The 22,742-nt window shown below is 72.7% G+C and carries 17 protein-coding genes; 11 read left to right on the top strand and 6 right to left on the bottom strand.

The window, feature by feature from the left end:
• A complete protein-coding gene (locus ACGFZF_RS07545; protein ID WP_393551849.1) occupies window positions 1-867 on the top strand; it encodes a hypothetical protein in 867 nt (288 codons plus the stop codon).
• A 160-nt stretch (window positions 868-1,027) separates the two neighbouring features.
• Here the strand turns inward: ACGFZF_RS07545 and ACGFZF_RS07550 are convergent, their stop codons facing one another.
• A complete protein-coding gene (locus tag ACGFZF_RS07550; RefSeq protein WP_393551851.1) occupies window positions 1,028-2,776 on the bottom strand; it encodes a hypothetical protein in 1,749 nt (582 codons plus the stop codon).
• Between the two features lie 174 nt (window positions 2,777-2,950).
• Between ACGFZF_RS07550 and radA the strand changes: the two genes are divergently transcribed.
• The gene (gene radA, locus ACGFZF_RS07555) at window positions 2,951-4,354 is read left to right on the top strand and encodes a DNA repair protein RadA (RefSeq protein ID WP_393551853.1); all 1,404 of its coding nucleotides are present in this window, start codon (window positions 2,951-2,953) and stop codon (window positions 4,352-4,354) included.
• Window positions 4,355-4,686: 332 nt separating this feature from the next.
• The gene (gene disA, locus ACGFZF_RS07560) at window positions 4,687-5,811 is read left to right on the top strand and encodes a DNA integrity scanning diadenylate cyclase DisA (protein ID WP_393551855.1); all 1,125 of its coding nucleotides are present in this window, start codon (window positions 4,687-4,689) and stop codon (window positions 5,809-5,811) included.
• 81 nt (window positions 5,812-5,892) lie between these two features.
• On the opposite strand, the gene ACGFZF_RS07565 is transcribed toward disA, so the two are convergent.
• Window positions 5,893-6,696, bottom strand: a complete 804-nt coding sequence (locus tag ACGFZF_RS07565; RefSeq protein ID WP_393551857.1) for a hypothetical protein — start codon at window positions 6,694-6,696, stop codon at window positions 5,893-5,895.
• Window positions 6,697-6,879: 183 nt separating this feature from the next.
• On the opposite strand from ACGFZF_RS07565, the gene ACGFZF_RS07570 reads away from it, so the two are divergent.
• On the top strand, window positions 6,880-7,542 hold the full coding sequence (locus tag ACGFZF_RS07570) for a phosphatase PAP2 family protein (RefSeq protein WP_393551859.1): 663 nt from the start codon (window positions 6,880-6,882) through the stop codon (window positions 7,540-7,542).
• A gap of 22 nt (window positions 7,543-7,564) precedes the next feature.
• Window positions 7,565-8,515, top strand: coding sequence for an A/G-specific adenine glycosylase (locus ACGFZF_RS07575; RefSeq protein WP_393551861.1), 951 nt, complete (start codon window positions 7,565-7,567; stop codon window positions 8,513-8,515).
• 142 nt (window positions 8,516-8,657) lie between these two features.
• Here ACGFZF_RS07575 and ACGFZF_RS07580 read toward each other — a convergent pair whose 3' ends face one another.
• The gene (locus ACGFZF_RS07580) at window positions 8,658-9,602 is read right to left on the bottom strand and encodes a sigma-70 family RNA polymerase sigma factor (RefSeq protein WP_393551863.1); all 945 of its coding nucleotides are present in this window, start codon (window positions 9,600-9,602) and stop codon (window positions 8,658-8,660) included.
• Between the two features lie 223 nt (window positions 9,603-9,825).
• Here ACGFZF_RS07580 and ACGFZF_RS07585 point away from each other — a divergent pair, with 223 nt between their 5' ends.
• The 4 genes from ACGFZF_RS07585 to cseC all read left to right on the top strand — a co-directional run bounded on the left by ACGFZF_RS07585 (window position 9,826) and on the right by cseC (window position 13,201).
• Entirely contained in the window at window positions 9,826-10,392 is a 567-nt protein-coding gene (locus tag ACGFZF_RS07585; RefSeq protein ID WP_393551865.1) for a SigE family RNA polymerase sigma factor, read from the top strand.
• Entirely contained in the window at window positions 10,380-11,069 is a 690-nt protein-coding gene (locus tag ACGFZF_RS07590; protein WP_393551867.1) for a hypothetical protein, read from the top strand. The genes ACGFZF_RS07585 and ACGFZF_RS07590 overlap by 13 nt, the downstream gene beginning before the upstream one ends.
• Window positions 11,070-11,160: 91 nt before the next feature.
• On the top strand, window positions 11,161-11,865 hold the full coding sequence (cseB, locus tag ACGFZF_RS07595) for a two-component system response regulator CseB (protein ID WP_147979066.1): 705 nt from the start codon (window positions 11,161-11,163) through the stop codon (window positions 11,863-11,865).
• Between the two features lie 16 nt (window positions 11,866-11,881).
• Window positions 11,882-13,201 carry a two-component system sensor histidine kinase CseC gene (gene cseC, locus ACGFZF_RS07600; protein ID WP_393551869.1) on the top strand — a complete coding sequence of 440 codons (1,320 nt, stop codon included), beginning with the start codon at window positions 11,882-11,884 and terminating at the stop codon, window positions 13,199-13,201.
• A gap of 276 nt (window positions 13,202-13,477) precedes the next feature.
• Here cseC and ACGFZF_RS07605 read toward each other — a convergent pair whose 3' ends face one another.
• Window positions 13,478-15,055 (bottom strand): MDR family MFS transporter, encoded by a 1,578-nt coding sequence (locus tag ACGFZF_RS07605; protein ID WP_393551871.1) that lies wholly within the window; start codon window positions 15,053-15,055, stop codon window positions 13,478-13,480.
• Between the two features lie 118 nt (window positions 15,056-15,173).
• Between ACGFZF_RS07605 and ACGFZF_RS07610 the strand changes: the two genes are divergently transcribed.
• A complete protein-coding gene (locus ACGFZF_RS07610) occupies window positions 15,174-15,728 on the top strand; it encodes a TetR/AcrR family transcriptional regulator (RefSeq protein WP_393551873.1) in 555 nt (184 codons plus the stop codon).
• Window positions 15,729-15,765: 37 nt separating this feature from the next.
• Here the strand turns inward: ACGFZF_RS07610 and ACGFZF_RS07615 are convergent, their stop codons facing one another.
• Entirely contained in the window at window positions 15,766-16,467 is a 702-nt protein-coding gene (locus ACGFZF_RS07615; RefSeq protein WP_356603798.1) for a M23 family metallopeptidase, read from the bottom strand.
• 482 nt (window positions 16,468-16,949) lie between these two features.
• Between ACGFZF_RS07615 and ACGFZF_RS07620 the strand changes: the two genes are divergently transcribed.
• A complete protein-coding gene (locus tag ACGFZF_RS07620; protein WP_393551875.1) occupies window positions 16,950-19,955 on the top strand; it encodes an NACHT domain-containing protein in 3,006 nt (1,001 codons plus the stop codon).
• 103 nt (window positions 19,956-20,058) lie between these two features.
• On the opposite strand, the gene ACGFZF_RS07625 is transcribed toward ACGFZF_RS07620, so the two are convergent.
• Window positions 20,059-22,584, bottom strand: coding sequence for an ATP-dependent Clp protease ATP-binding subunit (locus ACGFZF_RS07625; RefSeq protein ID WP_393551878.1), 2,526 nt, complete (start codon window positions 22,582-22,584; stop codon window positions 20,059-20,061).
• Window positions 22,585-22,742 lie beyond the last annotated feature (158 nt).

A 22,742-nucleotide genomic window follows, 5' to 3' on the forward strand; every position in this document is an offset into this window, starting at 1 on the left:
GTGCCAAAGACGAAAAAGGCGAAGCCGGGCAAAGACAGTGGCGGCCCCGGCGCCACGAAGGCCCCCAAGGCTCCCAGGACCTCCGGGAAGCAGGGCAAGGCGGCCGAGCCCGACGAGAAGGGGCTCGACTTCCCGCGCGCCTGGGTCGAGTTCCCGGACCCGTCCGACGACGAACAGGTCTACCGCTGCGACCTGACCTGGCTCACCTCGCGCTGGACCTGCATCTTCGGCAGCGGCTGCCAGGGCATCCAGGCGGGCCGTGCGGACGACGGCTGCTGCACGCTGGGCGCGCACTTCTCCGACGAGGACGACGAGAAGCGGGTCGCCTCGCACGTGGCCCGGCTGACGCCCGAACTGTGGCAGTTCCACGACGTCGGTACGCAGACGGGCTGGACCCAGCTCGACGAGGACGGCGACCGCCAGACCCGCCGCTGGGAGGGGTCCTGCATCTTCCAGAACCGTCCCGGTTTCGCGGGCGGCGCCGGCTGCTCGCTGCACATCCTGGCCCTCCGTGAGGGCAAGGAGCCGCTGGAGACCAAGCCGGACGTGTGCTGGCAACTGCCGGTGCGCCGGACGTACGACTGGATCGACCGGCCGGACGACACCCGGGTCCTCCAGGTGTCGATCGGCGAGTACGACCGCCGTGGCTGGGGCCCGGGCGGGCACGACCTGCACTGGTGGTGCACCTCGGCGACCTCGGCGCACGGGGCCGGGGAGCCGGTGTACGTCACGTACCGGCCCGAGCTCACCGAGATGATGGGCAAGGAGGCCTACGACGTCCTCGCGGAGCTGTGCGAGGCGCGGCTCGCGGCGCAGCTGCCGCTGGTGGCCCCGCACCCGGCGGACCCTCCGCGCGAGAAGGCCTGACGCACGGCCGTCGTGCGGGGCGTCCGGTCCGGCGCCCCGCACCGGACGGCTCACGGCGAGACCCGGGCCACGGCACCGGTCCGGCGCCCCGCGGCCACTCGCCGGTTCCGGCACGCCCTCTCCGGCGTCCGTGCGCCCGCCGAGGATCGCGGGACAGCACTCAGGAGGACGAAGGGGACCCCGGCTCGCTCGGGGTGCCCGGGTCCGTCGACGACGGCGGGGTCGCCGGGTCCGTGGACGGCGGCGGCTCCTCCGTCGTCGGAGGCGGCGTGGTCGGGTCCGTGGACGGCGGCGGGGTCGTCGGGTCGGTCGACGGCGGCGGCTCCTCTGTCGTCGGAGGCGGGGTCGTCGGGTCCGTGGACGGCGGCTCCTCCGTCGTCGGAGGCGGCGTCCCGTGACCGGTGATCCGCAGCATGGCGCCGGAGGGCTTCACCCCCACCCGCGCGGACCAGGCGCCGGAGGGCTCGCGCCCGTGGTCGACGGTGATCCGGACCGTCACGGACTCGCCCGGCGCCAGCGTGCCGGAGGCACGGCTCACGTACAGCCAGGGCGCGTCGGTCCACAGCGACCAGCCCGCGGGCGCTCCGCCGGAGTTGGTGAGGGTCAGCAGCGTCGTGGTCCCGTCGCCCTGCGCGGCGACGGTGATCCGGCCGGCCCCGGGCTGCCCGGGCGATGCCCCGTCCACCGGCCCGCCGGGGCTGATCACCTCGACCGAGACGTCCGGTGACCGGCTGCCCCGGGTGAAGCGCGGGTCGGGGGTGATCCGGGCGTTGCCGGCGTTCTCGTAGCGATCGTTCGGGGTGCCGTCCGGGTCCGTGCGCTCGTCCGACTCGCGCGCGGTGACCGGGGCGCCCCCCGCGGCCTCGCCCTCCGCGGGCCCGCCGCGGTACGAAGCCCACAGGGCGAGGACCGGGGCGGCGACGACGGCGGCCACGACGGTGGTGGTCACCGCCCGGGCGCGCATCCGGTCCCGGCGGGCCGCGTGGTCCTTGGGGTCCACCGGGAATCCGGTCGCGCCGAAGCGCGGGGCGCCGGACCGGGCACGGGGGACGTGCGTCATCGCGACGTACGCGGCCGCCCGGGGCGCCTCGACCAGCGGGAGCCGGGCCGGGGAGGCCACCGGTGCGCCCGGCCAGGGCCCGCCGGCGCCCGCCCGCTCGGCGGCCCGCCGGCACCGCGGGCAGTCGTCGACGTGGCGGACGAGTTCGGCGCGCAGGGTCGCGGAGAGCAGCACCTGGTGGTCGCCGGTGAGCCGGGCCACCGTGGGGCAGGTGCCGGTCTCGACGACCGCGAGGGCCGCGCGGGTCCGTTCGACCTCGCAGGCGGCGGAGGAGAGCAGCTCGCGGGCGGCGAGCGGGTCCAGGGTCAGGACGGCCGCCACCTCGCGGGGGCCGAGGCCGTGGCGCACGGCGAGCTCCAGGGCCTCGCGCTGCTCGGGGGTGGTGCCGGCGGCCTCGGGCCAGGCGAGCCGGGCGAGTTCGGCCCGGCGGCGCTCGGCGGTCTCCTCGGAGACGCGGGACGGCGCGGGCGCGGCCGCGGGGCGGCCGGTGTGCGCGCCGGGACGCTTGCGTCGCTGTTCGCCGAGGGTGCGCAGACAGGCCCAGCGGGCCAGGGCGTAGAGCCAGGCGCGGCGTCCGGCCTGGTCGGCCGGACAGCGGCCCTGCTGGCGTTCGGCGATGGCGAGGACGTCGCCGAGGGCGGCGGTCGCGTCGTCGTGGTCGCAGAGCACGGACAGGCAGTAGGTGAACAGGCCGTCCAGATACGCCTCGTAGCGTGCGGGCGGGTGGTGGCCGAGGGTGTGCGGCCCGGAGCGGTTGCCGGAGCCCGCGGCGGCGGAGGACGGTGCGCGGCGGTGCGCCCGGTGTGCGCCGGTGGTGTGTGTGGGGGGATCCAGCCTGCTGCTCGTCACGGGCCGACCGTAGGCAGGCAGGACAGCCCTCTTCGTACCACTTGAACACTTTTAATTCTTACGGGTGAACGTATCCCTCAAAAGGGGACAGGAATATGTCATGACGACCGGTGCGGGAGGCCCCCCGGCCCGGGCCGGACGGCGTTGTCGGTGGGGCCCGCTACGGTTCGGTGCATGGCTGCCCGTACGAAATCCGCCAAGGACAGGCCGTCCTACCGCTGCACCGAGTGCGGTTGGACGACCGCCAAATGGCTCGGCCGTTGCCCCGAGTGCCAGGCCTGGGGGACGGTCGAGGAGTACGGCGCGCCCGCCGTCCGCACGACGGCCGCGGGCCGGGTCTCCACCGCCGCGCTGCCCATCGGCCAGGTCGACGGCCGGCAGGCCACCGCGCGCTCCACGGGCGTCGACGAGCTCGACCGGGTCCTCGGCGGCGGGCTGGTCCCCGGCGCGGTGGTCCTGCTCGCCGGCGAGCCGGGCGTCGGCAAGTCGACGCTGCTGCTCGACGTGGCCGCGAAGGCCGCGAGCGACGAGCACCGCACGCTGTACGTCACCGGCGAGGAGTCCGCGAGCCAGGTCCGGCTGCGCGCCGACCGGATCAACGCGCTGAGCGACCACCTCTACCTGGCCGCCGAGACCGACCTCTCCGCGGTGCTCGGCCACCTCGACGCCGTCAAGCCCTCGCTGCTGATCATGGACTCGGTGCAGACCGTGGCCTCCCCCGAGATCGACGGGGCCCCGGGCGGCATGGCCCAGGTCCGCGAGGTCGCCGGGGCCCTCATCCGCGCCTCGAAGGAGCGGGGGATGTCCACGCTCCTCGTGGGCCACGTCACCAAGGACGGAGCCATCGCCGGCCCCCGCCTCCTGGAGCACCTGGTCGACGTCGTGCTGAGCTTCGAGGGCGACCGGCACGCGCGGCTGCGCCTGGTCCGCGGTGTGAAGAACCGCTACGGGGCGACGGACGAGGTCGGCTGCTTCGAACTGCACGACGAGGGCATCACGGGCCTGGCGGACCCGTCGGGGCTGTTCCTCACCCGGCGCGACGTGGCCGTGCCCGGCACCTGCCTGACGGTGACCCTGGAGGGCCGCCGGCCGCTCGTGGCCGAGGTGCAGGCCCTGACGGTCGACTCGCAGATCCCCTCGCCCCGGCGGACGACCTCGGGCCTGGAGACCTCCCGGGTGTCGATGATGCTGGCCGTGCTGGAGCAGCGAGGCCGGATCAGCGCGCTGGGGAAGCGCGACATCTACAGCGCGACCGTCGGCGGCGTGAAGCTCTCCGAGCCGGCCGCCGACCTGGCGGTCGCCCTCGCGCTGGCCTCCGCGGCCAGCGACACCCCGCTGCCCAAGAACCTGGTCGCGATCGGCGAGGTCGGGCTCGCGGGCGAGGTCCGCCGGGTCACGGGCGTCCAGCGCCGTCTCACCGAGGCCCACCGCCTCGGCTTCACCCACGCCCTGGTCCCGACCGATCCCGGCAAGGTCCCCGCGGGCATGAAGGTGACGGAAGTGGCGAACATCGGCGAGGCCCTCCAGGTCCTGCCGCGCAGCCGCCGGGCGGCGGCCCCGAAGAGCGCCGAGGGATAGCCGCCGGGCGGGCGGGCCGCCCCGGAGGCTGCACGGGCCGGACTCGGGCCGGGCAGGGAAGGCGGCGCGGGGCGGGGCGGACACGGCACGGGCCTGCTGCGAGGGCGGCCGGACCGGCTTCGCGGGCCGCCCGCCGGAGCCCTTGCGGCAGGCCGGGAGAGGGCTCCGGCGGGCGGCCCGCGCGGCCTCCCGGCACCCTCCGCCGGAACGCGCCGACCGGGAGGCGCGGCCGTCGGGAAGAGTTGCCCACCACCGGTATGCAAACTCGGCGCGGAACGGTGTCGCTAGACTTTGCCCTGGTCTCGCCCAACCGTACGAGCCGGAGGAGTGCAGTGGCAGCCAAGGACGGGGCAGCAGCTCCCGGAAAGTCCGGCGCGGGCTCCGGCAACGAGGCGCTCATGCGCGCCTCGCTCAGCGCCGTCGCCCCCGGCACCGCCCTGCGGGACGGCCTGGAGCGGATCCTTCGGGGCAACACCGGAGGACTCCTCGTCCTCGGTATGGACAAAACGGTCGAATCGATGTGCACCGGCGGCTTCGTGCTGGACGTGGAGTTCACCGCGACCCGGCTGCGCGAGCTGTGCAAGCTCGACGGGGCGCTGATCCTCGACAAGGACATCACCAAGATCCTGCGGGCCGGCGTGCAGCTGGTCCCGGACGCGTCCATCCCCACCGAGGAGACCGGCACCCGCCACCGCACGGCGGACCGCGTCTCCAAGCAGTGCAACTTCCCGGTCGTCTCCGTCTCGCAGTCCATGCGCCTGATCGCGCTGTACGTGAACGGTGAGCGCCGGGTCCTGGAGGAGTCGGCCGCGATCCTCTCCCGCGCCAACCAGGCCCTCGCGACCCTGGAGCGGTACAAGCTCCGTCTCGACGAGGTCGCCGGCACGCTGTCCGCGCTGGAGATCGAGGACCTGGTCACGGTCCGGGACGTCACCGCCGTCGCCCAGCGCCTGGAGATGGTCCGCCGGATCGCCACCGAGATCGCCGAGTACGTCGTCGAGCTCGGCACCGACGGCCGCCTCCTCTCGCTCCAGCTCGACGAGTTGATCGCAGGTGTCGAGCCCGAGCGCGAGCTCGTCATCCGCGACTACGTGCCGGAGCCGACGGCCAAGCGGTCCCGCACGGTCGCCGAGGCGCTCACGGAGCTGGACGCGCTCAGCCACGCCGAGCTGCTCGAACTGCCCATCGTGGCGCGCGCCCTCGGTTACAGCGGCTCCCCCGAGACGCTCGACTCCGCCGTCTCCCCGCGCGGGTACCGGCTCCTGGCCAAGGTCCCGCGCCTGCCGGGGGCGATCATCGAGCGGCTCGTCGAGCACTTCGGCGGCCTGCAGAAGCTGCTCGCGGCGAGCGTCGACGACCTCCAGGCCGTGGACGGCGTCGGCGAGGCCCGGGCCCGCAGCGTCCGTGAGGGCCTCTCCCGGCTCGCGGAGTCCTCGATCCTCGAGCGGTACGTGTAGCCGCGGGTCCACCCACCACACGCGGAAGGGGCGGTACGGGAATCCCGTACCGCCCCTTCCGCGTGCCGTGCCGCCGTGCGGTCAGTCCTTCGCCAACGTGAACGAGGCCGGGGAGACCTTCGTGCCGGGCAGCGCCGCCTCCACCAGGTACGTGCCCGGGCCGACCGGGCCCGCCGGGGCGGTGGCGCACCGCGGGGCGCTCTGCCCGCGGTCCCAGTCCACGGTGTGCGTGATCGCGGTGCGGGCGGGGACGCGCAGCAGGACGGGGGTGCCGGGTCGGGGGCAGTCCTGCGAGGACCAGATCTGGGCGCCCTTGTCGTTGCTGATCTTCAGGACCGCGCTCTTCGGGCCGAAGTCGGCCTTGCAGTCGGTGCCCGTGGCGTTCCGGGCGATGAGCCGGAACCGCGGCTTGTCCCCCGGCGCAAAGGAGAGCTTGTCGCTCTTCAGCGTCAACTGGAGTGATCCCGGGGCGCAGTTCGGGAGCGGGGAGCCGGCCGGCACCTGCTGCCCGGCGGTCGAGCCCGCGCCGCCGTCGCCGCCCCCGCCGTCCGTATCGCCGTTCTTGCCGCCGCCCTCGGTGCCGGCGGAGGCGTCTTCGCCGGTGCCGTCCTCGCCTCCCGTGGTCTCTCCGGAGTCGCCCGACTCGTCGCGTCCGCCGGGCTGTTCACTGATCGCCGGACCGGAACCAGAGGGTCCGGGAGTGATCGAGGGCGCGGGGGACGCCCCGTTGGCGCCGTCGTTCGGCTTCCTCCCGCCGCCGCCACCGGAGGTGACGGCCCAGAGGGTGAGCAGCGCGAGGAGTGCGATCAGGCACAGCGCGACCGCCCTCCGTCGCCAGTAGATGGAGGAGGGAAGCGGCCCGACCGGATTGCGCAGTGATCCCACGCCCCGAACCTTACGAGAGATCGCGGCCAACTCCCGCCCCACCCGCCGCCCCAGGCACCAAGTTTTGCCGATGATCACATCTCCGGTGCCGGACTCATCCGTTCCGCCCCCACTTTCGTCGGGGAGGGGTATGGACCTTCGGCCCGGGCGCCGAGTGCCGTACTCCGGTTAGCGTCTCCCCTCATGAACACGCTTTCCGATCTCTCGGGCGACCTCTACCGCGACGTCACCGACTTCGCCCACTCCACCCCGCACTGGTTCCAGCAACTCGCCGAGGTGTGGACCGAGGCCGGACTGCTGCTGTTCGGCGTGCTGTTCCTGGCCGGCTGGTGGCGGACCAGGACGGCGCCGAGCGGCGCCATGGCGCTCGCGCTGCTGGCTCCGCTCGCGACCGGTTTCGGATACGTGGTGAGCGAGGCGCTCAAGTCGCTGGTGGACGAGGAGCGTCCGTGCCGGGCGGTGGCCGGGGCCGCCGCCTCGCTCGTCCCCTGCCCGCCCTACGGGGACTGGTCGTTCCCGAGCAACCACTCGGCGATCGCGGGAGCCGCGGCCGTCGCCCTCGCGCTGTCCTGGCGCGGCATGGCCTGGCTGACCGTGCCGATGGCGCTCCTCATGGCCTTCTCCCGGGTCTTCGTCGGCGTGCACTACCCGCACGACGTGACGGTCGGCCTGCTGCTGGGAGGAGCGGTCGCGTTCCTCGTCGTCAAGGCGGCGACGCGGCCCGTCCGGACCCTGGTGGACACGGCCCGCACCAGCGGCAACGGCGCGGTGGTGTGGTGCGCGGGGCGCGGCCCGCGCCAGCACGCCTCCACGCGCCGTGAGGGCGTGCGGCACGGCGCGTACTGAACGTGCCAGGATCGGAGGTGCCATGACTTCCATCGATGCCTCCACCACGTCCCCCGTCCCCTCCGACGGCCCCGCGGCCGGGTCCGCCCCGGCGCCCGCACCCGACCGGCTGCACGGGCCCGTCCTCGCCTGGTTCGACCGGCACGCCCGCGATCTGCCCTGGCGCCGCCCCGAGGCGGGCGCGTGGGGCGTGATGGTGAGCGAGTTCATGCTCCAGCAGACCCCGGTCGTCCGGGTCCTGCCGGTGTACGAGCAGTGGCTCGCGCGCTGGCCGCGACCGGCCGACCTGGCCGCCGAGGCGCCGGGCGAGGCGGTCCGCGCCTGGGGCCGGCTCGGCTATCCCCGGCGCGCCCTGCGGCTGCACGGCGCGGCCGTGGCCATAACGGAGCGGCACGGCGGCGACGTCCCCAGCGAGCACGGGCAGCTGCTCGCCCTGCCGGGCATCGGGGAGTACACCGCGGCGGCGGTGGCCTCCTTCGCGTACGGGCAGCGGCACGCGGTGCTCGACACCAATGTGCGCCGGGTCTTCGCCCGGGCGGCCACCGGCGTCCAGTACCCGCCGAACGCCACGACGGCGGCCGAGCGCAGGCTGGCGCGCGACCTGCTGCCGGAGGACGACGCCACGGCCGCCCGCTGGGCGGCGGCCTCCATGGAGCTCGGCGCGCTGGTGTGCACCGCGAAGAACGAGGACTGCGGGCGGTGCCCGATCTCCGCCGAGTGCGTCTGGCGGCAGTCGGGGAAGCCGGCCCACGACGGCCCGCCACGGCGCGGTCAGACCTACGCCGGCACGGACCGACAGGTCCGCGGCAAGCTGCTGGCCGTCCTGCGGGAGGCCACGGACGCGGTGCCGCAGTCGTCCCTGGACGCCGTCTGGCACGACCCGGTCCAGCGCGACCGTGCCCTGGACGGCCTGGTCGCCGACGGCCTGGTCGAACCCCTGGAGGGCGGGCTCTACCGCCTGCCGCAGTCCTGACGTCCGCTGTTCCCCGAACACGGGGCGGCGCCCCCCGGCGGCGCCCGGGCCGGTGCCGCCGGGCGGCCGCCGTCCGGTCAGCGGCGGCCGGGTCCCGGTCACGCCGGGTGGCCGGGACCACCCGGCCACCCGGCGCCTCCGCTCAGTGACCGTCGGGGACGGTGAGGTCGAGAGCGCGGAGCCGCTCCGGCTCCGCGACGACGTCGATCTCGGTGATCAGGCCCTCGACGATCGTGAAGGCGAGCGCCACGGCCGGCCGCCCGTGCCGGGCCATCGCCAGCCCGACCGCCCCGTCGATCCGTACGGGTCCGGTGAACCGGGCCCGGCCCACCGCCGCCATCGCGCCCTTGGCCACGGTGTGGGCCCCGAGGACGACGACCGGCTCGGGCGTGGGCACGACCGCCGCGTCGGCCCGCAGCACCACGTCGGGGTGCAGCAGCCCCACCAGCGCCTCGAAGTCACCGCGGCGCGTGGCGGACAGGAACGCGTCGACGACCTGGCGGCGCCGCACCTGATCCGGTCCGGGCGGCGTACCCGCCCCCTTGACCCGGCGACGGGCCCGGCTCGCGAGCTGCCGCGCGGACACGGGGGTCCGCTCCAGCATCGGCCCGATGTCCTCGAAGGGCACGGCGAACATGTCGTGCAGGACGAAGGCGAGCCGCTCCGCGGGCGACAGCCGGTCCAGCACCACCAGCAGGGCGACGCCGACCGAGTCGGCCAGCAGCGCCTCCTCCTCGGGATCGCCTGTCCCGTCGCCGCCCGCCGACCCCTCGGGCGCGAACGACCCGGGCGGCTCGTCGAAGAGGTCCTCGCGCCGCGTCCGGCGGGTGCGCAGGGTGTTCAGGCAGACCCGGGACACCACGGTGGTCAGCCAGCCGCTCAGGTTCGCGACCCCCTCGGTGCCGGCGGCGCTCGCACGCAGCCATGCCTCCTGGAGCGCGTCGTCGGCCTCGGCGACCGAGCCGAGCATCCGGTAGGCCACCGCCCGCAGCCGGCCGCGCTCCTCCTCGAAGCGGGCCGCCAGCCCCACGTCGTCCAACCCCGCGTCGCCCTGCCCCCCGCCGCTCCGCCCCGCGTCGTCGTCCATGGTTCCCCCCGTCCTCCCCCGCCGCTGCCCGCGCGCGGACACCGCGAACCTACCGACCGTCCGACAGGGGCCGGACGCCCGGCCCGTCCCCGGCCGTTACACAACCGATGGACAGCCGTGCGTCCGCCGACGGCTGCCGCGCACAGCCTCGTGACAACCGCTCCGTAGCGTCGTCGACGTACACGGAAACAGTGCTGGTCACGGGGATCGGAGGCGGTTGGGAATGGCGCACGGCGAGGTGCTCGACTTCGAGGAGTACGTCCGTACACGGCAGGACGCCCTGCTGCGCAGTGCCCGCCGTCTCGTGCCCGACCCGGTCGACGCGCAGGACCTGCTGCAGACCGCGCTGGCCCGGACGTACGGCCGCTGGGACGGCATCGCCGACAAGTCCCTGGCCGACGCCTACCTGCGCCGCGTGATGATCAACACCCGCACCGAGTGGTGGCGTGCCCGCAAGCTCGACGAGGTGCCCACCGAGCAGCTGCCCGACGCGTCCGTCGACGACGCCACCGAGCAGCACGCCGACCGGGCCCTGCTCATGGACATCCTCAAGGTCCTCGCGCCCAAGCAGCGCAGCGTCGTCGTCCTGCGCCACTGGGAGCAGATGAGCACCGAGGAGACCGCGGCGGCCCTCGGCATGTCGACCGGTACGGTGAAGAGCACGCTCCACCGTGCACTGGCCCGACTGCGCCAGGAACTGGAGAGCCGGGGCATCGACCACGACGCCCGCGCTCTGGAGCGGTCGACCGAACGACGCGAGGAACGGGGGCGGGACCGGTGCGCGGCCTAGGAAGCAGACACGACGGCGGGGAGAACGGCCCGTGCGGCACCCACGCGGCGGCGAGCACCACGGCACTGGCCGGGCTCGTCGCCGTCGGCCTGCTCGTGACCGGCTGCTCGACCGGCGGGACGGGTTCCCGTGACGAGGGCGCGGCCCGCGCCGACGACGTGACCTCGACGGCCCCGGCCGCCTCCCCGTCCTCCTCCACGGGCAAGCAGTCGGCCAAGCGGGTCGACCCGATCGCGCTGCTGAAGTCCGACCCGAAGATCGGCGAGCGTCTGAAGGGCGACCTGAAGCCCTGCGTCGCGGACGCGTACCCGGTGGACACCTCCTACGGGAACCTGACCGGCGGGGGGTCGCCGGACGTCGTCGTCAACGTGATGACCTGCGGCGACGCCGTCGGCATCGGGACGTACGTGTACCGCGAGGAGAACAAGGAGTACAAGAACGTCTTCATGACCGAGGACGCCGCCGTCTACGCGACGATCGACCGCGGCGATCTGATCGTGACCCGGCAGGTGTACGCCAAGGGCGACCCGGTGGCGTACCCCTCGGGCGAGGACGTGATCACGTACCGGTGGTCGGGCAACAGGTTCACCCAGCACGACTGGGTGCACAACGACTACAGCCGCGCGGTCGGTGACGGCGGCATCGACGGCTCCGCGCCGGCGCCCGGCGGCGGCTGACCGCGACGTGATGCCGGCTCCGGAGACGGGCCGGCGCGAACACCCCCGCCGGCGTGCGACGCCGGCGGGAGAGAAACGGAAAGGGCGCCCGATGGCCGAGACCCATGTGCTGTTCGTCGAGGACGACGACGTGATCCGCGAAGCCACCCAGCTCGCTCTGGAGCGGGACGGCTTCGCGGTGACCGCGATGCCCGACGGGCTCTCCGGTCTGGAGGCGTTCCGGGCCGACCGCCCGGACATCGCGCTGCTCGACGTGATGCTGCCGGGCATGGACGGCGTCAGCCTGTGCCGCCGGATCCGCGACGAGTCGACCGTGCCGGTGATCATGCTGTCGGCGCGCGCCGACTCCATCGACGTCGTGCTGGGCCTGGAGGCCGGGGCCGACGACTACGTCACCAAGCCCTTCGACGGATCCGTCCTGGTGGCCCGGATCCGGGCGGTGCTGCGCCGCTTCGGGCACGCGGGCGGCGCGGCCGGCGGGGACGCCGGGCGGGACGAGGGCCCCGACGGCGGCGTGCTGGTCTTCGGCGAGCTGGAGGTCGACACCGACGGCATGGAGGTCCGCAGGGGCGGGGCGCCGGTGGCGCTGACGCCGACGGAGATGCGTCTGCTGCTGGAGTTCTCCTCCGCACCCGGCACGGTCCTGTCGCGCGACAAGCTTCTGGAGCGGGTCTGGGACTACGGCTGGGGCGGCGACACCCGGGTCGTGGACGTCCACGTGCAGCGCCTGCGCACCAAGATCGGCCAGGACCGGATCGAGACGGTCCGCGGCTTCGGCTACAAGCTCAAGGGATGACGCGGGGGATGAACGGATGAGGCGGCTCCCCCTGCGCACGGGCGTCCGCTGGAAGATCTCCGTCGCGATCGCCGCGGTCGGCGCGCTCATCGCGGTCACGCTCAGCCTGGTCGTCCACAACTCCGCGCGCGTCTCGATGCTGGACAACGCCCGCGAGGTCCAGATGGAACGGCTGCTCTTCGCCCAGCGGATGTACGAGGGCTCCAAGCCCAAGGAGCCCCGCTTCGGCACCAAGATCAACGACCCGATGCTGCCGCGCCAGCTCGACCAGCTGATGCGGGACAACCGGCGTGGCACGTACGTCCAGGAGCACAGCCACGGCGGTCCGCCGGACGTCTGGGCGGCCGTGCCGCTGGCCAACGGCGACGTGCTGTCGCTGCACATCCCCTTCGCCGACCGCAGCGCGGCCATCATGAAGGACCTCGACCGGGCGCTGATCATCGGCTCCGTCTCGGTGGTCTTCGGCGGCTGCGCGCTCGGCGTGCTCATCGGCGGCCAGCTCTCCCGACGACTGCGGAAGGCCGCCGCGGCCGCCGGGAAGGTGGCCCAGGGCAACACGGGCGTCCGGGTCAGGGACGCGATCGGCGGGGTCGTCCGCGACGAGACCGACGAGCTGGCCCGCGCGGTCGACGGCCTGACCGACGCTCTCAACGAACGGATCGAGGCCGAGCGCCGGGTCACGGCGGACATCGCGCACGAGCTGCGCACGCCGGTGACGGGCCTGCTGACGGCGGCCGAGCTGCTGCCGCCCGGGCGGCCCACCGAGCTCGTACGGGACCGGGCGCAGGCCATGCGGACGCTGGTCGAGGACGTGCTGGAGGTGGCCCGGCTGGACAGCGCCTCGGAGCGGGCCGAGCTGCAGGAGATCGCGCTCGGCGAGTTCGTCGAGCGGCGGGTGCGGACGCTCGACCCGGACGTGGTCGTCCGGGTGGTCCACGAGTCGTGGGTGAACACCGATCCGCGCCGGCTGGAGCGGATCCTGGGCAACCTCCTGGCGAACGCGGCCAAGCACGGCAGCAAGCCGGTGGAGGTCACGGTCGAGGGCCGGGTGCTCCGCGTACGGGACCACGGCCCCGGCTTCCCCGAGGAGCTGCTGCGCGAAGGCCCGAGCCGCTTCCGGACCGGGGCGAGCGACCGGGCCGGCCAGGGCCACGGGCTCGGCCTGACGATCGCGGCGGGGCAGGCGCGGGTCCTGGGCGCCCGGCTGACGTTCCGCAACGCGGCCCCCTCGGGGGCGCCCGCCGGGACGCAGGGCGGTGCGATCGCGGTGCTCTGGCTCCCCGACCACGCGCCCACGAACACGGGCAGTTTCCCGATGATCAGGTTCCCGGACTAAGGGCTGTCCCGTAATCCGCGGTGGGTCGGCGCACGGCGTCGGATGCGGTGCATCGCAAGGCGGAGGGTCGTCCTCATACCGGGCGTATTCGGGCGATCCGACAACGCAGCGTGGGGGCACCCCCGGCCGAAGGCTGGGGGAGGGCCGTAGCCGACGTCGTGCGCCCGCCGCGGATTACGGGACAGCCCTTAGGGCGTCGTCTCCGGCAGACGACCGAAGGCCCCCGGCGCGCTGTCGCGCCGGGGGCCTTCGGGCGTGTGGTGCCCGGGGGCGGGGTCAGACCGTCTCGGCGACCTTCACGGTCTCTCCGTCGGCCGGCTTGGGGGCCGGTCCGGTCCCGCGCAGGGCCACCTCCTTGACGAAGAACGCCAGGACGAAGCCGATCACCGCGACCGCGGAGCCCACCAGGAAGGCGGAGTGGGTGCCGGACGCCACGGCGTACTGGTACGCCTCGCGCAGCGCGGCGGGCAGCTTGGCCAGGCTGGCGGCGTCGAGCTGGGCCGACTGCTGGGTCAGCCCGGAGCCGCCGCGGGTCGCCATCTCGTCGTGGACGCGGCTGGTGAAGAGCGCGCCCATGATCGCGACGCCGAAGGACGAACCGAGGGTCCGGAAGAGGGTGGTCGACGAGGAGGCGACCCCCATGTCCTTGAGCTCGACGCTGTTCTGGGCCACGAGCATCGTGATCTGCATCAGGAAGCCCATGCCGGCGCCGAGGACCGCCATGTAGATCCCGGAGGTGAGCCGGGAGGTGCCGGTGTCCATCTGGGCCAGCAGGAACAGGCCGACGACCATCAGCGCGGTGCCGATGATGGGGAAGATCTTGTACTTGCCGCTGTTCGTGGTCACCCGGCCGGAGATCAGCGAGACGACCATCATCGACAGCAGCATCGGCAGGAGCAGCAGGCCGGAGTTGGTGGCCGAGGCGCCCTGCACGGACTGCTGGAAGAGCGGCAGGAAGAGCACCGCGCCGAACATCACGAAGCCGGTGAGGAAGCCGATCACCGACATGAGGGTGAAGTTGCGGCTGCGGAAGATGTGCAGGGGCATGATCGGGTCGCTCGCGCGGGTCTCGACCAGCAGGAACGCGGCGAGCGCGACGACGCCGGTGACCGCGAGGCCCACGATGGTCGCCGAACCCCAGGCGTACTCGGTGCCGCCCCAGGTGGTGACGAGCACGATCGTGGTGATACCGACGGTCAGCAGCGCGGCGCCGAGGAAGTCGATCCGGGTGCCGGCGGTCCGCTCCTTGCGGGGCAGGTGCAGCACGGCGGTGACCATCGCCAGCGCGACCACGCCGAGCGGCAGGTTGATGTAGAAGGACCAGCGCCAGCCCCAGTGGTCGGTGATGGAGCCGCCGACGAGGGGTCCGCCGATCATGGCGAGCGCCATCACGCCGGCCATCATGCCCTGGTACTTGCCGCGCTCCCGGGGCGGGATCAGGTCGCCGATGATCGCCATGACGCCGACCATCAGACCGCCGGCGCCCAGGCCCTGGACGGCGCGGAAGCCGATGAGCTGGCCCATGTCCTGCGCCATGCCGCTGAGCACCGAACCGATCAGGAAGACCACGATCGAGGTGAGGAACACGCCCTTGCGGCCGTACATGTCGCCGAGCTTGCCCCAGATGGGAGTGGAGGCGGCGGTGGCCAGCGTGTAGGCGGTGACGACCCAGGAGAGGTGCTCCAGGCCGCCCAGCTCGCCGACGATGGTCGGCATGGCCGTGCCGATGATCATGTTGTCCAGCATCGCGAGCAGCATCGCGATCATCAGGGCGAGCAGCACGACGCGCACACTGCGCTGCTGTACCTCCGCCCCGCCCCCCTCGGCTGCCTTCACTGACTCGGTCGTCGCCATGTCCCCTGCTCCCCACACCTTCAGACGCTTACTTGCCGCCCGGCTAGTTACTAGACTAGGAAGGTAGAAGGCCAACTAGCCGGGCGTCAAGTAAGTAACAGGGTGTGGGGAGAAGAGCATGGTCAGAGGCAACACCCGCCAGCGCATCCAGGACGTGGCCCTGGAACTCTTCGCCGAGCAGGGCTACGAGAAGACCTCGCTGCGCGAGATCGCCGAACGGCTGGACGTCACCAAGGCCGCCCTCTACTACCACTTCAAGACCAAGGAAGACATCCTCATCGGGATCTTCCAGGACCTGACCCGGCCGATCGACGAGCTGATCGCCTGGGCCCAGGAGCAGCCGCGCACCCTGGAGACCAAGCAGGAGACGCTGCGCCGCTACCAGTCGGCACTGGCCGACGCGGCCCCGCTGTTCCGCTTCATGCAGGAGAACCAGGCCACCGTGCGCGAACTGAGCATCGGCCTGACCTTCAAGGAGCGCATGGTCACGCTGAGCGGGCTGATCCAGGAGCCGGACTTCGCGATGGCCGACCGGGTCCGCTGCATCAGCGCGCTGTTCACCATGCACGCCGGCATGTTCTTCATGCAGACGATCGAGGGCGACCCCGAGGAGAAGCACGAAGCCGTCCTCGAGGTCGCCCTCGATCTGATCACCCAGGCGCACCACGCCTGAGACCACTCCCGGCAGGGCCGGGTCCGGTCGCGTCGGGTCAGATGGTGACGCCGACGGAGCGCAGGAACGCGGCCGGGTTGAGCGCGGAGCCGTAGTTCGGGGTCGTACGGATCTCGAAGTGCAGGTGCGGGCCGGAGGAGTTGCCGGTGTTGCCCGACAGCGCGATCTTCTGGCCGGCGCCGACCTTCTGGCCGATGTGCACGTTGATCTTCGACAGGTGCGCGTACTGCGAGTACTTGCCGTTGGCGTGCTTGACGACGATGGCGTTGCCGTACGCCGGGCCGTCGCCGCCGCCGTAGGGGCCGGCCTTCACGACGGTGCCCGCACCGGCCGCCTTGACGGGGGTGCCGACCGGGACGGCGAAGTCCTGGCCGGAGTGCTTGTGGGCCCACATGGCGCCGCCCTGGTTGAAGCTGGCGCTCAGCGAGTAGCCGGCGACCGGCTTGACCCAGGACGGAGCCTTCTTGGCGGCGACCGGGGCCTTTTTCGCCGCTGCCTTCACGGCGGCGGTCTTCGCGGCGGCGGCCTTGACCTGAGCGGCCTTGACCTGAGCGGCGACCTTCGCCTGGGCGTCGGCCTGGGCGGCGACGGCGGCGGAAACACCGACAGGGGCGGACGCGATGGCCTTGCCCTCGGCGGCGAAGGCGGAGCCCGCTCCGGCCACCAACGACGCTCCCAGGCCGGCGGCGGCGAGAGCGACGACGGTGGTACGGGTGGGGTTCATGACGCGCTTCGACATACGGGGGAAAACCTCCGGGAAGTACGGGACCGACGCTGTGCTGCGCCGGGCTGGCCATCCCTTGGTAACCCGCCACCCCATCTCGCCTCAAACCCCCCATCTACGACATGGCGTCGTAGCGATCTCCTTGAAAGTTCAGGTCTTGACGACCCCCGGACCCCGTCCTTGAAATCGGACAAACCGGCACAAGTAAATCGGTTTATCCGCATGTCGCCCCTGTCCGGATGGGCCCGAGAGGCCGCCTCTCGCCCGGTTCGGGACCCCCCGGGACCAAGGTCCCGACGCGAGGGACCGAAACGTCCCGAATTGCCCCCGAACGCCACCACTATCCCGGCTAGTACCCCTCGAAACGCCTGTGCGCCTTGTCACGGCGCACCCCCCACCATTGCGACCTGGGTCACGCAACCGGAGGCCCCCGGAAGCCGTCCCCGACTACGTCGGCGACACGGCCGGACAGGACACGGATGCTTCGGGGGACGTACGTGGATCCAGCGCTCATCGGCACCCGTCTGGTCTCCGGCGCGATCGGCCCGCTGCTCAAGAAACTGCTGGTCACCGACGGTCCCGGGGCCGGCCTACCCGGCGAGGGCCGCCGCGTCCGGCTCTCCCGGCTCGTCTCCTTCCGCGGCGAGCGGCGCACCCTCACCGACCGGGAGGTCCGCACACTGGCCGCCACCCTCGTCGAACGCGCCCTCGCCGGGCCCGGAGAACCGCCCTTCCCGGCCGACGAGACCGAGGCCGTCACCGACACCCTGGCCACCACGCTGCTCGCCCTCGGCGACCTGGACATGGACGACGTCCAGGCGGTCGCCCTGGGCCACACCACCCTGGCCCGCCGCCTGCGCGCGGCCGCCCCGGCCCCGGACGGGCTCACCACGGACTCCGTCCTCTTCCTGGGGACCCTGACCGAATGGGCCTGCCTGCACATCCTGGAGTTCTTCACCCAGCGCTCCACCTTCGTCGCGCGGACGCTGGTCGAGCAGACCCGCGGCCAGAGCGAGCTGGTCGCCAAGGTCGACGCACTCCTCACCCGCACCCCGCGGCCGGACGGCCGCGACACCGAGTTCGAGCGGCGCTACCGGGCGCACCTGGCGAGGAAGCACGGCCGCCTCACGATCTACGGAGTCGACCTCCACCACTCCCCGGACACCTGGCCCCTGGACAGGGCGTACCTGCCGCTGGAGGCGACGGGCCCGGGACCGGCGGGCAGGTGGCTCGCCGCCCTCGACGAGCCCCGGGACGGCGACGGCAGCGCGGACCCGGCCCCGTACGCCGCCCCGGACACTCGCGCCCCGTACGCCTACGACGAGCACGTGACCCCCCTGCGCCCCACCGCCGGCTCCCTGCGCGCGGAACTCGCCCTCGCCCGCCACGACAAGGTCCTCCTGCGGGGCCTGGCCGGATCCGGCAAGACGACACTGGTCCAGTGGCTGACGGTCAGCGCCGCGAACGACGGCCGGGACGAGGGCATGGGGTACCTGCGCGACCGGATCCCCTTCGTCCTCCCCCTGCGGGCCCTGACCCGCCACGGCGAGCGCCTCCCCTCGCCCGACCGCTTCCTGGCCGCCGCCGGCTGCCCCCTGACTCCTCCCGACGGCTGGGCCGAGCGCGTCCTCGCCGCCGGCCGCGGCCTGATCCTCGTCGACGGCATCGACGAGGTCCCCGAGGCCGAGCGCGGGCGCGCCCGCGGCTGGCTCCGCGACCTCCTCGACGCCTACGAGGGCAACCGCTGGCTGGTCACCTCCCGCCCCACCGCCGTACGCGAGGACTGGCTCACGCCGGACGGGTTCACCGAACTGACCCTCTCCCCCATGTCCCGGGCCGAGGTCACCGCCTTCGTCCGGCGCTGGCACGACGCCGCCGGACCCGACGCCGCCCCGTACGAGAAGCCGCTCCTCGACGCCCTGCGCACCACCACGCACGTCGCCCAGCTCGCCACCAACCCCCTGATGTGCGGGCTCATCTGCGCCCTGCACCGCGATCGCCGGGGCTTCCTGCCCCGCGGCCGGAAGGCGCTCTACGAGGCGGCGCTCTCGATGCTCCTGACCCGCCGGGACCGCGAGCGGGACATGGGGACGCCGTACGGGATCGCGCTCGGCGAGGCCCCGCAGATCCAGCTGATCCAGCGGCTCGCCCACTGGCTCACACTCAACGGCCGCACCCAGATGGACCGTTCGCGCGCCGAAGCACTGGTGCGGGCGGCCGTCCCGGCCGTGCCGGAGGCGGCCGCCCACGAAGACCCCGGTGCGGTCTTCACCCACCTGCTGCACCGCAGCGGCCTGCTGCGCGAACCCAGCCCGGACACGGTCGACTTCGTCCACCGCACCTTCCAGGACCACCTGGCCGCCAAGGCCCTCGTCGACGAGTGGCACATCGGCGTCCTCGCCGACCACGCGGCCGACGACCAGTGGCAGGACGTCGTCCGCATGGCGGTCGGCCACGCCCGCCCGCGCGAGTGCGCGGAGATCCTCGGTGAACTCCTGAAGGCCGCGGACCGTACGACGGACCGCCGCACCCGGCTGCGCGTCCTCGTGACGGCGGCGACGGCCCTGGACGAGGCGACGGAGGTCGCGCCGGACATCCGGGAGCGGATCCTGCGACGGACGGCGGAGGTGATCCCCCCGCGCGACCCGGAGGAGGCACGCGAGCTGTCGTCGGCGGGACGGGCGGTCCTGCACCTGCTGCCGGGCCCGGACGGACTGAGCGCCCGGGACGCGCTCATGTCGGTGATCACCGCCACCCACGTCACCGACGACGCCGCGCTGCCGTACCTGGCCGGGTTCGCCCGACACGAGTCGATCGAGGTCCGGTCACAGCTGATGTGGGCGTGGTCGCGCTTCGACACCCGGGACTACGCGCGGGAGGTCCTCGCCCACCTCGCTCCCGGCTCCCTCTACTTCACCCTCCGCTCCGACGACCAGGTCGACGAACTGGTCCGCCGGGGGATCCGGCCCAGCTCCCTCGACATCCGTGAGGGCCTCTCCTGCCACGGCGTCGCCGCCCTCGAACCGCTCCTGGAGCAGACGCAGTACCTGCATGTCGCGCTGGTCTCGGCGGGGACCGCCGTGGCGAGCCTGCTGCGCGACGGCGACGCGCCTGCCGGAGCGTGCCGTGTCCCGCGGCTACGCCATCTCGACCTCTACGGGGCGGCGTCCCCCACGGCGGCGGACTGGCGCGCCGTCGCCGCCGTGCCCGGCCTGCGCGAGCTCGCACTCGACCCCCGCCATCTCGACGGCTGCCCCGACGGGCTCGTCCTGGCGCAGGTCGACCACCTGGTGGTGGCGGGCGACGACGCCGATCTGCCGTTCGAGCGGATCGCCGAGATCTTCCCGGGACTGGGCGCGCTGCTCCTCTCCGGTCGCTGCGAGGGACGGACGTACGACCTGAGCCCGCTGGCCGGCCTGCCCGACCTCGCGCTCGTCGAGCTGCCCGGCGCCGAGGTCATCGGCACCGGGCACCTGCCTCCCACCCTCCGCATCGCCACCTGATCCGCCCCCGGCTCCTCCGCCGGGCGCCCACGGAAAAGGGGCTGCCCCGGCCCGTACGTCTCCGTACGGGCCGGGGCAGCCCCGTCAGCCGCTCAGTGCGGCGTCACGCGTCCTTCGAGAGGTTGGGGCCGGCTCCGCCGGTCGCCTGCTCGATCGGGGGGACGTCGGGCAGCGCCGACTTCTCCTCGCCGCGGAAGGTGAACTTCTTCTCCTCACCCTCGCCCTCGGTGTCCACGACCACGATGTGACCGGGGCGCAGCTCGCCGAAGAGGATCTTCTCCGACAGCGAGTCCTCGATCTCGCGCTGGATGGTCCGACGGAGCGGACGGGCACCCAGAACGGGGTCGTAGCCCTTCTTGGCGAGCAGGTCCTTCGCGGACTGGGAGAGCTCGATGCCCATGTCCCGGTCCTTCAGGCGCTCGTCGACCCGGCCGATCATCAGGTCGACGATCTGCAGGATGTCGTCCTGGGTGAGCTGCGGGAAGACGATGATGTCGTCCACACGGTTCAGGAACTCCGGGCGGAAGTGCTGCTTCAGCTCGTCGCTGACCTTGGCCTTCATCCGCTCGTAGTTGGACTTCGTGTCGCCCTGGGCGGCGAAGCCCAGGTTGAAGCCCTTCGAGATGTCCCGGGTCCCGAGGTTGGTCGTCATGATGATGACCGTGTTCTTGAAGTCCACGACCCGGCCCTGGGAGTCGGTCAGGCGACCGTCCTCCAGGATCTGGAGAAGGGAATTGAAGATATCGGGGTGGGCCTTCTCGACCTCGTCGAAGAGGACGACGGAGAACGGCTTGCGGCGCACCTTCTCGGTGAGCTGGCCGCCCTCTTCGTAGCCCACGTATCCGGGAGGCGAACCGAAGAGACGGGAGACCGTGTGCTTCTCGCTGAACTCCGACATGTCGAGGGAGATCATCGCGTCCTCGTCGCCGAAGAGGAATTCGGCGAGCGCCTTGGACAGCTCGGTCTTACCGACACCGGACGGGCCGGCGAAGATGAACGAGCCACCGGGACGCTTCGGGTCCTTCAGGCCGGCCCGCGTACGGCGGATCGCCTTCGACAGACCGCGGACGGCGTCCTTCTGGCCGATGACGCGCTTGTGGAGCTCGTCCTCCATGCGGAGCAGACGCGAGGACTCCTCCTCGGTCAGCTTGAAGACCGGGATGCCGGTGGCGGTCGCGAGGACCTCGGCGATCAGCTCGCCGTCGACCTCGGCGACGACGTCCATGTCGCCGGCCTTCCACTCCTTCTCCCGCTTGGTCTTCGCCGCCAGCAGCTGCTTCTCCTTGTCGCGGAGAGACGCCGCCTTCTCGAAGTCCTGGGAGTCGATCGCGGACTCCTTGTCCCGGCGGACGCCGGCGATCTTCTCGTCGAACTCGCGGAGGTCCGGCGGCGCGGTCATCCGGCGGATGCGCATCCGGGAGCCGGCCTCGTCGATCAGGTCGATCGCCTTGTCCGGGAGGAAGCGGTCCGAGATGTACCGGTCGGCCAGGGTCGCGGCCTGGACGAGGGCCTCGTCCGTGATGGAGACCCGGTGGTGGGCCTCGTAGCGGTCGCGCAGACCCTTGAGGATCTCGATCGTGTGCGGCAGCGACGGCTCCGCGACCTGGATGGGCTGGAAGCGGCGCTCGAGGGCCGCGTCCTTCTCCAGGTACTTGCGGTACTCGTCGAGCGTGGTGGCACCGATGGTCTGGAGCTCACCGCGGGCCAGCATCGGCTTGAGGATGCTGGCGGCGTCGATCGCGCCCTCGGCGGCACCCGCACCCACCAGGGTGTGGAGCTCGTCGATGAACAGGATGATGTCGCCGCGGGTGCGGATCTCCTTGAGGACCTTCTTCAGGCGCTCCTCGAAGTCACCGCGGTAGCGGGAGCCGGCGACCAGCGCGCCGAGGTCCAGGGTGTAGAGGTGCTTGTCCTTGAGGGTCTCGGGCACCTCGCCCTTGACGATGGCCTGCGCCAGGCCCTCGACGACGGCGGTCTTGCCGACGCCGGGCTCGCCGATCAGGACCGGGTTGTTCTTGGTGCGGCGGGACAGCACCTGCATGACCCGCTCGATCTCCTTCTCGCGCCCGATGACCGGGTCGAGCTTGGACTCGCGAGCGGCCTGGGTGAGGTTCCGGCCGAACTGGTCGAGGACCAGGGACGTCGAGGGGGTGCCCTCCGCAGGACCGCCGGCGGTGGCGGCTTCCTTGCCCTGGTAGCCGGAGAGCAGCTGGATGACCTGCTGCCGCACCCGGTTGAGATCGGCGCCCAGCTTCACGAGGACCTGGGCGGCGACGCCCTCGCCCTCGCGGATCAGGCCGAGCAGGATGTGCTCGGTGCCGATGTAGTTGTGGCCGAGCTGGAGGGCCTCGCGGAGCGAAAGCTCCAGGACCTTCTTGGCACGAGGGGTGAAGGGGATGTGCCCGGACGGGGCCTGCTGGCCCTGACCGATGATCTCCTCCACCTGCTGTCGGACCGCCTCGAGCGAAATCCCGAGGCTCTCCAGGGCCTTAGCGGCGACACCCTCACCCTCATGGATAAGGCCCAGGAGGATGTGCTCGGTGCCGATGTAGTTGTGGTTGAGCATCCGGGCTTCTTCCTGAGCCAGGACGACAACCCGCCGCGCGCGGTCGGTGAACCTCTCGAACATCGTTAATCGCTCCTCAGAGCGGTCAGTCAGTTAGGGGTCGATCCCCTCCCTGTCCTTCCGCAGCTTAGTCCCGCAAGCGGGGACCGCTCATTCCAACTGCCGACATCCGTCCGGATCACCCCCTCTCTAGCGGGGAGACCTGCTGCCGAACAACCGAC

This window comes from Streptomyces sp. NPDC048338, from assembly GCF_043201055.1.
In the GTDB taxonomy this organism is placed as follows: Bacteria; Actinomycetota; Actinomycetes; order Streptomycetales; family Streptomycetaceae; genus Streptomyces.